The organism is Bartonella sp. AA97HXZ (assembly GCF_042196985.1).
Classification (GTDB): domain Bacteria; phylum Pseudomonadota; class Alphaproteobacteria; order Rhizobiales; family Rhizobiaceae; genus Bartonella.
The window spans coordinates 1-13,465 of sequence record NZ_JBHIRC010000020.1 but is presented as its reverse complement, the minus strand read 5'-3'; the positions used below and the strand labels follow the sequence as shown (position 1 = coordinate 13,465).

General features: G+C 37.8%; 2 protein-coding genes and 5 pseudogenes. 4 read left to right on the top strand and 3 right to left on the bottom strand.

The window, feature by feature from the left end; genetic code table 11:
* The 4 genes and pseudogenes from ACFINE_RS08435 to ACFINE_RS08420 all read left to right on the top strand — a co-directional run.
* Window positions 1-1,451: HNH/ENDO VII family nuclease (locus ACFINE_RS08435; RefSeq protein ID WP_375621714.1), on the top strand; the 1,451-nt coding region annotated here is incomplete at its 5' end.
* Window positions 1,452-1,506: 55 nt separating this feature from the next.
* Window positions 1,507-2,079: an SMI1/KNR4 family protein gene (locus ACFINE_RS08430; protein WP_375621713.1), complete on the top strand. Its 573-nt coding sequence runs from the start codon at window positions 1,507-1,509 to the stop codon at window positions 2,077-2,079.
* A gap of 52 nt (window positions 2,080-2,131) precedes the next feature.
* Window positions 2,132-2,593: pseudogene (locus ACFINE_RS08425) on the top strand (SMI1/KNR4 family protein); the annotation flags it as partial.
* Between the two features lie 15 nt (window positions 2,594-2,608).
* Window positions 2,609-5,221 (top strand): annotated as a pseudogene (locus ACFINE_RS08420) (DUF6990 domain-containing protein).
* 877 nt (window positions 5,222-6,098) lie between these two features.
* Here the strand turns inward: ACFINE_RS08420 and ACFINE_RS08415 are convergent.
* From ACFINE_RS08415 to ACFINE_RS08405, 3 pseudogenes are all read right to left on the bottom strand, one after another.
* Window positions 6,099-11,058, bottom strand: a pseudogene (locus ACFINE_RS08415) (DEAD/DEAH box helicase).
* Window positions 11,059-11,728: 670 nt separating this feature from the next.
* Window positions 11,729-13,337: pseudogene (locus tag ACFINE_RS08410) on the bottom strand (YfjI family protein).
* A pseudogene (locus tag ACFINE_RS08405) lies at window positions 13,334-13,465 on the bottom strand (virulence-associated protein E); the annotation flags it as partial. The pseudogenes ACFINE_RS08410 and ACFINE_RS08405, both read right to left, overlap by 4 nt.

Sequence of the window (13,465 nt, the reverse complement as noted above, 5' to 3'; positions counted from 1 at the left end):
AAATAGACACGGTCACACAGATCGTTGCCCACGCCGGTCTTGGCTGCTTAAAAGGCGCTGTTGCGAGCGGTGCTTGCACAGCCGGTGCTGTGGGGGGTGCTGTGGGTGAAGCAACTGCTATGCTCCAGTTTCAATTGTGGGTGCAAGGCATTGTGAAAGAGGAAATGGGGGATCTAAACGGTCGCACCCCAACTGCGGAAGAGGAAGCGCGTATAAACGCAAAGATTGATGCGCAGTTTGCTGACTTTAGAGACCACACCATTGATGTTGCACGGGCTGCTGGGGGCGTTGCCGCTGCCCTTGCCGGTGGCAATGTTGATGCCGGTGCCGATGCCGCAGGTAATGCCGCTGCAAATAACTACCTCAGCAGTGCTCAAATAGCCCAGATGAATAAAGAATTAAAGGAGTGTCCTGACCTTTTATGTGAAGCAGAAGTGTCTGCGAAGTGGTCTGCGATTAGTACAGGGCAAGGTATAAGCTTTGGGGCTGGTATAGTAGCTGGTGTACCGGCTGAAGTATACGGTACGGTTGATGGTTTTTTGCAAATAATCAGTTCTCCTACGGTTGGTGACTTGATACAAATAGCCAAAAATTCCAAAGAGATTTTGAAAGCGCTCAAAGATTTCTTCACCAGTGGTAAGGTTTTGGCTACCCTTGGGCATGCCTTTGCACAGCCCTATGTAGATCGCATTAATAAAATGGAGGAGGAATATGAGCGAGCCGGTGCCGGTGGTTCCTTTAATGCTGGTCTTGAATTTGGAAAATTATTGACTGAAGTAGCAACGCTGTTTTTGGGAGGAGCTGGAACAGCCAAGGGAGCCATAAAGCTTGGCGAAAAGACAGTGATCAAGTTCAATGCTATGAAAGATTTTGCCCAATTCGCTTCCAAGAAAAATCTTGCAGAACTTGCAGCTCAGGGAGATCCTGACAAATTTGCGGCGAGGAAAGAACTGACCAAACTTGCTGCTAAAGAAAAAAAGCTTTGGTTAAAAAAGAAACCCACTAAATTTACCGATAGCAAATTTGGACAGACCTACACAGTTTATCGGAGAGACGACCTGTTTGATCCTAACAAAAGGGTTAAATGGACTGAAAAAGGGGAAACGGTATGGGGCACTAATATTGATAGAATGAAAGCAAGAAGAGCACCTATAGGATATGATGGTAAGTCTGTTGAGTTGCATCACCTAAATCAAACCCCTGATGGACCCTTAGCAGAAATGAGCCATGAATTTCATAAAAAATATACTTCTGTTATTCATGCTAATCCAAAAACACATCAATCGCTCATAGATAGAAAAAAGTTTGAGAAGCAGAGAGAGGAATATTGGTATAAACTTGGTAATGGGTATGGAGAACAAGAAAACAGTAGTTTAGGAGGAATAATCAATATGAAATGGGGCATTATAGGTCTAAATTTTGACAGATGGGGACAGAAGCACCGGCAGTAATTCTCTACGGTTGATGAAAAGAGAAACTTATAAAATAATTTATGGAGGACAATTGATGAAAACCTATACCTTAGATGATGTTACAGTATTAGTTGATAAATATGAAGGTGATATTGTTAATTTTGCTAGCAAAGATAAGGAGGTTGATGATCTCGTGATTGAAAAAGCTGAGGAAATTCTTGGTTTGCAATTCACATCTTCCTATAAAGTTTTTTTAAAACATTATAAAGGCGGGGACATTGGTGGTTATGAAATCTATAGGCTTTATAAGGAGTGTGGAGAAGATATTCCTTTTGATGATATTGTTTTCCAAAATTTAAATGATAGGAAACGTGGTTTTGCAACACTAGAACAGCTTATCGTTTGTGATGCTGCTTTTGGTGAAACCTTTTATTTTGATTATACGCAGTTTAGGGATGGAGAATGCCCACTTTATGTCATGCTTCCATCTGAAGATTGCGAATATTACGCCAGTAATTTTTATGAATTCCTTTGCAAAAGAATTAAAGAAAGCGTGGGAGTTGAGATACCTGATGGTGATCAACCAATTGAAAAGATTGAGAACACTCCCACTCCGCAACCTATACCTTTTTACAAGAGCTTTTGGAAAAAACTATGGAAGAGGTGAAGTTGATAGAGGGAATATGGAGCGTTTATAACGCAAGTTTTGAGGATCATCTATGAAAACCTATACCTTAGCGGATGTCATAGAATTAGTTGATAAGTATAGCGATATTATTAATTTTGGTTCTGCAGAGGATGCTCCTGATGATGTATGGATAAAGAGAGCTGAAGAAACTCTAGGTTTGCAATTCACATCTTCTTACAAGAGTTTTTTAAAAAATTACGGAGGAGGAGAAATTGGAGGTTATGAAATTTTTAGCATTTATAACGCAAGTTTTGATAAGTGTCCTGCTGGTGATATTGTTTTCTATCATTTGACGGATATAAAAAATGGTTTCGCAAAACCAAATCAGCTTGCCGTGAATAGAACTGATTTTGGTGAAACATTTTATTTTGATTATTCTCAGTTTTGGGATGGTGAATGCCCACTCTATGTTGAAATTGCATCTGGAGATTCAGAGCATTACGCAAGTAACTTCTATGAATTTCTCTGTAAAAGAATTATGGAACATGCTGGGGGGGGGGTAATGACGATGCAAACCAAAGACGCAACAGAGATTTTAAAAAAAGTTGGTTGGGAGCCCCATCGCGATGAAATGGGTGATATGTTTGCTTATTATCACCTCCCCGATCGCATAGTGCGTATTCATTATGGTGTCATAGATTATGGACGGGATAGCGGAAGATTGTGGGTTTCTGTCAGTCTTACTACTGCTGCTTATTGTCTTGGCTGTGAATATGCTAACGGTAAAGAATCTCAATCTCAATATGAGGCTATGCTGATTTCTTCAGAAGAGAATTTTGGAGTTACAGCACTGGAGTTTTTTGAAAACCACGTTAAGGTAGCTTTAGACAAGGTGTTAGCTTGGGCGCAAGCACAAGATATTAAGAAAAAATTACGTGAAAAAGCTGCTAATCATTCTCTCGTTGCAAAGGCTCTACTCGGCGATACCGAAGCTTTAAGGAATTACAAACCTACACCTCAATTATATACACCAGAGTTTTCTGATTATGAAAAGATGACACAGGTTGAGCGCGTCATCTTTTTTGCTGAAGCTTATAAAAATAATGAATTGGATGACATTTTAGCACGCAAAAAACCGAAACAGCGTTTGATGAGTCTTACAGCAGCAACGCGCATTCTTAAAACCCAAGGGTGGTTTGTTACGGAACCTGGAAAAATTTGGTTAGTTTTGCCCGACCGCTTCATTCAATTTGATTTTGGTTTTATACGTCTTCCAAATGATGATTACAATGTTCATCTTGAAGCAGGGATCTCCAACGAAGATATTTCTGTAGCTTGCCATTATATTCACGATAGTAGAAAATGTAGGCAGATATCAGCTACAAATATTTATCAGTCTTTTAATACGATTGAGGGAGGGGTTTTTAGTGGTGTTGATAAAGGGATTGATATTTGTGTAGAGACATTAGATGAGCAAGAGCTTATCAAAATCTCTGAGCGGATAATACAATGGGCACGTGCTCAGGATTTAGAAGCAGCGATAGAAAGCAAAGCGCTTGTTCAAAAATATAGCTCTTGTCCCGATATCCCATGGCATTTGGCTTGTTTAGCATTAACAGGTCAAATTGATGTCCTGAAATCCTATCAAAATGTCGTAAAAGCAGGTACGATTTCTGAATATTTAGATGACGATGATGTGGAAAAATATGTTAATCACGCTGTTCAATTTGCTGAAGGACATCTGAGCGTTTTAAAGGAGCGAGAGGCGGCGGATGCACGTATTGATGTACAATCTTTAGCTCTCCTTAATACAGTTTCTGAAACATTAAAAATGATGAACTGGACAGTCTATCGCGACAAAAATTATAATCGTAATGCCTATTTTATAAGCAAAGACCGTATTATCAACATAATGTACAGTCTTGATAGAAAAGGAAAAACACCGATCGTTATATTCAAGGCTTCACTTTCAACACTTGCCTTTTCCACTGCTCATAGGGATGTTTTTCCCGAGAAGCCTCAATATATAGCTCTCAAAGAGGCAGAAGAAGTTTATACAGTTTCTAGTGTTGAAGTTGAAGAAGGCAAACTGAAGCAAATCTGTGTGGATATTCTTAAGTGGGCTGATAACCAAAACACCAACCAAATCATTTATGATTATGCGGCGTTGCCAACAAATAGTGAATTTTGCCTTGCAGAATTTCACCTTATTGCACTTATTTTGACTGGTAATGTCAAAAAACTTAAGTTTTATAAGGAGAGTTTTCAAAGAAAGAACCGTCTAGGCTTTGTAGATACTATCACAAAATATGATATTGACAACGCGCTTAATCTTGCCCAGCGTTATTGAACAGGTTTTCCTAAAAACGTTCCAATTTTGAGTTTGGATCCGCAAACAGCATCTGTTGCTTCTAAAACAACTTCTGTTGAAGTGGATGACACTGATGATCGTCTCACCATGGAAAGTGCGACAACGCTTTTGAAAAGCTTAGGCTGGTCAACCGAGAAAATCAATGAGAATGACCATATGGCAAGCTATCAATTGGCTGATCGTGAAGTAGATATTCTTTATAACGACGAAATTGCCAAAGATTGTCCGCAATTTGATAGCGCCTTTATGATTAGCACGGGCATTCTTTCCACCGCTTGTAAATTCATTGATCCTACCTACACGGAAGATATTCCAGATATACAGCTTAATTTTGAAGCCAAGGGATTAGAAATCTTTGAACCAGAAGTCACTACGGATCGTTTAAAGCAAGCACTTGATGATGCGCTAGAATGGTCAGTCAAAGACATTGACCTTTCTAAAAGACTTCGCTCTGATTATGGCACTGCTCCTTGGCAACAAGATGCAACATCTAAAGCAGATGATACGGATTATGCTTTGCTTCATCTTGGCGCTCTTGCTTTATTGGGTGATGTTGAGACCTTACAATCTTATCAGCAAAGCTTTACGGCAGGTGATCACCTAGGCTTTGACGAAAGCATCAACAAAACCCACCTTGAACGTGCATTAGCTTTAGCCAAAGAAGTAGCAAAGGTGAAGCAAGTGAGCTACGCTTTGATTGAACGGGTGGCAGAAAAGTTTGATGATCAACAAGAGGTTATCAGCAAGGAGCAATCCCGCTCGTGGAAAGAGAAAATAGTCAATTTTATCGGAAAAAAAGACAAGAAATAGCACCTAAAAAATATCAAAAAGATTTCAAAAAATTTAGAAAATAAGGCGCGGTCTAAAGCCTTGATCACTAGTTGAGAAACTCAACAGTGGTATGGCTCTGATCATGGTTTTGGTGCAAGATTTTAAGGAAACAACCTATAAAAAAAGATCTATAAAATTATTCCATAGATGATCAAAATCCCTTTTAATGGATTATTGTCTATTTTATCGGTTATGTCTGTTTATTTAACAGACGAATCTTATGATTTTAGTGAATGATTAAAATGTGCTTTATGAAAAGCATATGATCCTTTAAGCCTTTCAAAAGATAGCTTATAACTCATAAGAAATGCTATCAAGACCATTATGGTTATGAGTTTTGAGGTTTAGGGGGGTGGGGGTTTTGGAGGTGCTTTTTACGCCCCCCCTTTACATATTTTTCAATAAAAAATAAAAGTCAATATATTAGCATTTTAGAGATACAATCTATATTAAAACACAACCTATAAATACAACCAACGGTATATTTTTGAAGGTATTTTGAGGGTTTGAGAAACATTCAAAACCTATAAGTAATATAAGAAAATGAATATATATAACTCTCTTTAAATAAAGCTTTTGAAAACAATAAAGCACTCATTTTAGATTACGGTATAATCTTTTAAAGGCAATGTAAAAAATCTAATTCACTTTAAGATGGGATTTCTTATAAGCCTTAAAGCAATCCAAAGTACAGTGTTAAAAAGTGCAAATGCTCTTTTTTAGAATAATGCATATAAACATTCCTTTTAAAGATTGTATGTAAGCAATCTAACAAGAGAGGTATAGATTATGGTTATAAGACCTTATACCCCTTGTAAGGTTATCACACTCATTATGTGAGCATGCTTTAATAAGCTTATTCAGTTTCTCTTATTTCTAATTTTGGTAAGTTCTTAACAATCTTCATTGTTTCTAAACTTACGGTAATAACCCTCTGAAATAACTCTAGAGGGTAGGCAGGGTTGCCAATGGTTTCAACAGCATAGCGATTGGCATCATTAACAATACCACTCTTTTTATCAGTCTTAACGCATTGACGCCCCATAACCCATTCAAGAGCAGGCTTGCCATTGACAATATACTCATAAGCTTCAAGAGGGATATCTGTTATTGTGATATTGTTATTATAAATAACAGTTGATTTATCTTTCTCTTTACCTGCTTTTGCGAATTTCATTTCAGTTACATAATAAAACTTTTCTGGATTAGAGATCTCTGTCTGTTTTGGATTACCCTTTTTAAAGGTTACTGGATAAGGTTTTACATCTTCATAATTCACATGCAAATGACCCAGTTCACGTCCTGCTGTCACAAACTTCCAAAAATCATCAGCATTTTTTACACACGGGATACGAGGCAATTCTTTAGAGAGGTTATCAGCATAACGAGAGCGGTAATCTTCCGAATGCAAAATTCCATAAACGTAATAGAATAAATCATCTTTCGTGATAGTTTCATTAGGATAAGCGGCTTTAAAATGTTCTAACCCTTCATTCGTAATGGCATCACGCTTTTGTAAACTAGCTGTTTTACTTTCTTCTGTAAATAAATAGGATTGTTTCTTGTTTTTATCTTTTGAGATCGTGCTATCTTTGTAAATATAGCGCGGAAAGCATTGACTAGTATCCATCGCATGAAAATCAGGCACATTTTTAGTCATAAATACAGAAAAACCACACCTTGCTCCTATGCCTGTAATTTGAATTACTTTATTTTCAACCGTTTTCCCCATCGGAAATATACAAGGAATTTTAGCAACCATTTCATTAAAGGCACGATTGTAATAAAGCCATTGCTGTATAAAAGGACGATAAAGGCTTTGAATAAGGCATATATCTTCAAATTCAAAAATCTTTCCTTTAGTTAAATGTTTTTTAAGATTAATACTCCAACTAATTTTGCGTTCATCCGTATTGACGAAATCGTCTACGACATTAGCACGTGTTTTTCGGTCAGTATGTACATAAGTATCATTAAAATGTTCCACTTCGCTATTATAGGAAGCAATCATATTATTCATGTTTTTCTTTAAAACTTCACGGCTGGAGTTATATGCCCAAGCATCACGATTAGTTTTTAGACCACAAGAATAAATCTCAAACAGTTTTTTATCATAAGGTTTCTTATCACCTAGAGCTAAGAATGTTTTAAAACTGTCATCACGTTGATTTATCCAATCACCATGTTTATCTGGTGTAATCATTTGCCAGCTTTGTTTACGTGTAATACCACCAACACTACCAAAGTATTCAAGAGCTGTAAGTTTTTCTTTTATCGTACGATTATTACCAATATCATGATAGTAAATTTTACATTCTTCAGAAACATTGGGATTTTTGATAAATAAGGTTACGGCAATACCAGTCATACTACCACTACCAAAAACATTTTCTCCTTCTTGAGCTTTTCCATCGCTTAACATATTTTTACGGATATCCCCCCGTAAATTAAGTACATAAATGCTCGTAAATTCGTTGGCTAAAGATTTTCGTAAACCATCCATTGTCGACTTTTCTATATAACCAGATCCAGAAACAAAGCCGATTACCCCAGCATTATCAATACGATCACTAGCCCAGCGTATAGCACGAATATAACTATCGTAAAGTGCTTGCATATTGATTGATTCAGATTGAGCAGCATAGGTTTCACGAATACGGTCATTTAATATGGGATAAGGGGTATTCTTTGCATTGTCATTAGCACTTTTTTGACCTGTTGAATAGGGAGGATTGCCAAAGATAACTTCGATATTTAGATTTTTCTGGTGTTCTAAATATTCACTGTTTTCTTTGAATAATTTTTGCAGAAGGTTCTTTTCTTCAAGCATCTGAAACGTATCAGTCAAACCAATATGCTTGAAAGGGATATACTCACCTTTCATCAAACTATGATAAGTCGATTCAATGTTAATCGCTGCTATGTAATAGGCAAGCAAAACAATCTCATTGGCGTGGATATCATGACGGAACTTATATTCCATATCCTCTGGTTTGATGAGATTGGATTGTAAAAGCCGTGTAATAAAGGTTCCCGTTCCAGTGAAAGGGTCAAGAATAGAAACACCCCGTGACCCCAAGCTTTTTCCAAACTCATTACGCAACACATCATCAACAGAATGAATGATAAAATCAACAACCTCAACGGGTGTATAAACAATCCCAAGCTTATCCGTGGTTTTCTTAAATGCCTTGGCAAAAAAACTTTCATAAAGTTTGATAATAAGATTCTGTTTTGCATGCGTTTCGGTGATACCTGCTGTACAGAATGTGACACTTTTGTAAAATTTATCAAGATCTTTCGTTTTCTCTTCGATATTGGTTTTATCCAGTTCCGTTAAGATCTTATCCATTGCTTGCGAAATGGCATTGTTCTGTACAAATTCATTGCCTTCAAACAAGGCTTCAAACACGGGACGCGTGACAAGATGTTGTGCAAGCATCTCAATGGCTTCCTCTTGTTTGATTTCACTGTTGACGTTGTTCTTTAATTCCTTATGGAATGCATCAAAGGCGTGAAAGGCTTCACTCTTTTCATCGGAAATCATATCTTTAAGATGATTGATATGGTTTTGAGCAATCTCAGCAACATTGTTCGCCCATATGCCCCAATAATCCGTGATTTTAAAACTATCCAGAAAAATGGCTTTGACAAAATCAAAAAATTCAGAACGGCGGAATAAGTCTTCTTGTCCTCCAGATACCGATTGAGATTTGCTTTCTGCTGTTCCAATGACACGTCCAGAACTTTCTGCTTTTGATGGTATCGAGATCTCATCAACCGTTGTGGTGAGTTCTTGTAATTCATTGGCACGCTTAATCTCTATAATCTCAATCGTATGGCTGCTATCTTGTCCTAAAGACATTTGATTAATCGTCCGAGCAAGCCTTTCATCATGAGAATGTAAAGCATGCAAAACTTGCCAAACAACACGGTATCTCTTATTGTTTTTTAAAGCCTTTTTGGCTTCTAAGTGTGAAGGAATGATAATGGGTAAAATGATATAGCCCGTTTTTTTTATTTGGAGCACGGCGCATCACACGCCCTACCGCCTGTATCACATCCACTTGGCTATTGCGCGGGTGTAAGAACATGATCGCATCAAGAGCAGGGACGTCAATTCCTTCAGACAGACACCGAACATTGCTTAAAATCCGACAAACATTTTGACCCGCATCTTCTTTAAGCCAATCCAGTTCCTCATTGCGTTTTTTGACACTTTGCGTTCCGTCAATATGTCTTACTTCACAGTTTAGAAAGGGAACGGTTTGAAGGAAATCATCAATATGAGATTTGATAATTTTATTAAAGAGCTTTGTTATATATTGAGAGGTATTGATATCTTTGCAAAAAGCTAAAGCACATTGCATGGGCTCTGTATCATCATCATCAACAGCCGCTTGCTTATCTATTTTGGTCAGGGCTCTATAACAGCCAATAATTTTTGCCGCATCATCTAAATCAATTTCACGGTTTTCATTGGCAATAATCTCCTGTATGGCTGGTGTGATATAGGTTTCATTAATGCCTAAGACCACAATTTTGTAAGGGGTTAACAGTTCATTATCAACAGCTTCTGCGAAGGTATAATGATGGAGTTGTTTTCCAAAAAGTGCTTCATCATCCATAGAGGCGAGAACGGCATTGATCTCATCAGCGTGCCTTTTAGCAGTGTCACTAAAGATACGAGGCGTTGCTGTCATATACAGACGTTTTTTACCTCGAATAATGCTGTTATCATGAACCTTGATAAATTCAGATTCATTGTCTTCACTTCCCAATGAAGCCCCAGTTGTTCTATGAGCTTCATCACAAATGATCAAATCAAATTCGGGTAAACCATGCTCTTTTTGTGCATCCGAAATCACTTGGATAGAATGATAGGTTGAAAAGATAACCGTCATTGCATTTGCTAGGTTTTCACGAGCTTCTTTGGCAAGGGCTTTTGCATCTGTTGTAGCAGGGAGAACAAGATCTGAGGTTTCCATGCCAACAATATCATCTTGGTTTTTACGACGCTTGCCTACTTTTGTATCTGAACACACCGCAAAGGAACGCAAGGGCACTTGTGCATCGGCTGTCCATTCACGGATCGTTTGCGAGACTAAAGCAAGAGAAGGCACCAGAAACAACACACGCTTGCCTTTTCCTGCTATGTGTTCTGCTATCTTAAGGCTTGTGAAAGTCTTCCCCGTTCCACATGCCATAATCAGCTTGCCACGATCTGCTTCTTTTAACCCTTCACAGACTTTCTTGATGGCTTCTTCTTGATGGGGACGAGGCTCTTTTGTTGACTTAAGAACAACTTCTTTTTTCGTTGCAAATATTTGCCAATCTATACGACTGTTTTCCATATGACGAAGGTCAATACGATAAACGGGTATCGCTTGTCCTTTAATCATGGCATTCACATTGTCACTTAATTCCACTTCTGTGCTGTCAACGAGAAGGCGATATTTAAAGATGTCTTTTCCAGATGCCGCGATAAAGCTATCAATATCCTTTTTACTGATCTGATGGTCTGCTTGATAAAACTTACATTGAATAGCCACATAACCTCCTTGATCACGGATTGTAGCGACCAGATCAATGCCGATATCATTTTTATTCCAACCTTCACGCTCTTCAGCCCATTCATAATAGCTCTCAACTTTTTCATATCGCCCATAGTGGAGAGGGTCATACATAAGATATTTTGTCACAAAATCTTCAAACACTTTCCCTCGTAGAGCATTTGATGTTGCCTGTTCACGATAGGATTGTAAAAGGGAGCGTAAAGTGAATTGTTCATTATCAGACTTAATAGATTGAAGCATATTGTAATAAAAATCCCTTACCTTATGAGATGATTAATATTTATCAAAAGAATCAAAACGAATTCAATTAAATGCACTTAAAGCAAATAACGATAAAAAAGGGAAAAAAACTGCTAAAAAAGCCGATATTTTTTTCAAAAGGGGTCTTTAAGGCTGCTTATCAACAGCCCATGACATGGAATAAGATCAGCAAAGTAGTGAAATTTGCTATTCATTTCACGGGTTAATCAAGATAAATGTACTATGGGCTTTAATATATCAGAATGAGTACTTTGATAGATTTTTATGAATCATTTTCCTTATAGGTTTTGAAGGTGTAAAAACCGTCAAAACCCCTTCAAAACGTATATTATTAGTTGAATTTATAGGTTGTGTTATATCAATATGAGTTGTTTTTTTAAGATCTGTAAAATCTTAACCTATTGAAAAATAACGTTTTTACTTTTTATCGTTTTTTTATCTAAAAGGGGCAACCCTCAAAACTCAAAACCCCGTCAAAACCTATAGAGGTTGTGTTTTGGATATCTTTGACACAAGATTTAAAAGGACCTCTGTATGTTTCTTCTTTAAAAAATTATAAAACAAAAACCCTCAAAGATACTTTGTAAACCCTCTGTTGGTACGATAAGATCTTTGAAGGTTTTAAGAATAACAAAAGATTACAATGGCTTCATTGTTTGATGCTGTTGTTTTTAACGAAAGGGTGCCATTCATAACGTATGGTAGGGCGAACACCTTATGAGCTATTTTCACTTGCTATTTGACGAATATGATTGGAACGACATAAGAGCTCTAAAGCTTGCTTAACGGCTCTATTATCTGTTAAACCGATCCAACTTCTTTGATGAATATCACGTAAAGTAAAGACATCGGGTAAATGATCACAGCGCTCGACAATCAATTTTGCCCCCTCTGTTGCTAAGCTATCCGCCGCCGCATAGAGCCTTTTGACATGACTGAACAAATATTTTTCCCATCGCAAGGCTGTTTGAAGGGCACCTTTATTGATTTCAAAACGCCCCCCCTTCGGTTAATTCAAAAATCAATGCAAGACTTACTATGGTCTTAGGCATTTTCAAAAGATGCGCTTGTAAGCTTTCAGAAATGTTATTCTCTTTGGCTTCTTTAAAAATCTTTTGCATCCATTCACGAAAGATCTCTTGAGCTTCAGCAGAAAAGCGCATCACAAGAGGGTGTTCTGGTGAACCAAGGGGGTTATCATAAAGAGAACGAAATGCCCCTTCATAAGTTTCCCATGCCTCTTGATTGGGCGGTCTATCAACCCATTTCCAATCTTTTGTCTCATCGGGTCATACAAGCATTTGAAAGCGTTGTAAGAAACCATCATTGCCTTTGCCATATAAAACATTGCGTATAAAGGGCAGAATGCGAGAGGGTTGAATGCCCCCTATAATAGAGACGGTTGCATTGGGAATAAAAATGGTTCCACGCCCAATCCGGTCATAAGTAAATTGATCATCGCCATTAAAAGCTGTTAAATAAAAGGAACGGTCTGTTTGATATTCCTTCCGTTCCATATCTGTTAAGAAACCGGATAATTCATCACGCACCATCAAGAGACCACGGGGGTTTTCTTTTAAAAGTTCCCCAAGCTTTTCAACGGTCACATCATTGACAATAAAACGAGAGACATCCTCATCACGCGTATTGTCTTTAGAGAGGGTTTCAGACAAAAGAGCACGGGCTGTTTCAAGATCTCCTTTTTTGATTGCTTTATGGGCTTGTTTTTTCTTTTCGGATTTGTCTAAAGTTTCAAGTATCTCTTCAATTTCTTGTCTCTCTTTCTGCTTTAGCCAGTCTTTATACCATTTCTTTTGAAGGCAAGTGATGGGAGTTAAAGCGGCTTGCATGGTAGGTGTTTTCATGGTTGAAGGTTGACCAATAAGAGCGCCCCAGAGATTAGGGACAATCTTCCAATCATCATGTTGTTTTGGAGCAATCCGCACGCCATTGCCGATGAGAGCAGCCAAGCCACACAAAGCAGCGACAGCCACAAAATCAAGAGGCGCTTGTTGACGGTCAGCAACGTCATAAACATAGCGACTTAAAGTTAAAGGCATTTGCGCAGCATGAAAAGACTCGACGGGTAAGAGAGTATATTCAAGTGGTTTTAATTCCCCCCAACCGTTTTGTTGCAATGCTTGTTTATAAGGAATGGCTTCTAAACAAGTCTTATCATTTAAAGAGCCATTATCGTTATCATTGAATGAAACATTTTGATTGTTGGTATCGACAATATTGTTTTTATTCTCTCTCATTTATTTATACCTTTCAGTATCAAAACATCATTGAAATCTAGACCGTAGGGGGCTTGCATGATAAAAACCTCAAAGCCTTGTCTATAGGCACGCGCAGCGAGGTTAAAACCTGCTTTACGACCCGCATC

What these genes read in the sequence shown, in the direction of transcription:
- ACFINE_RS08430 (WP_375621713.1), top strand. Translation starts at nt 1,507, where the DNA reads ATGAAAACCTATACCTTAGATGATGTTACAGTATTAGTTGATAAATAT.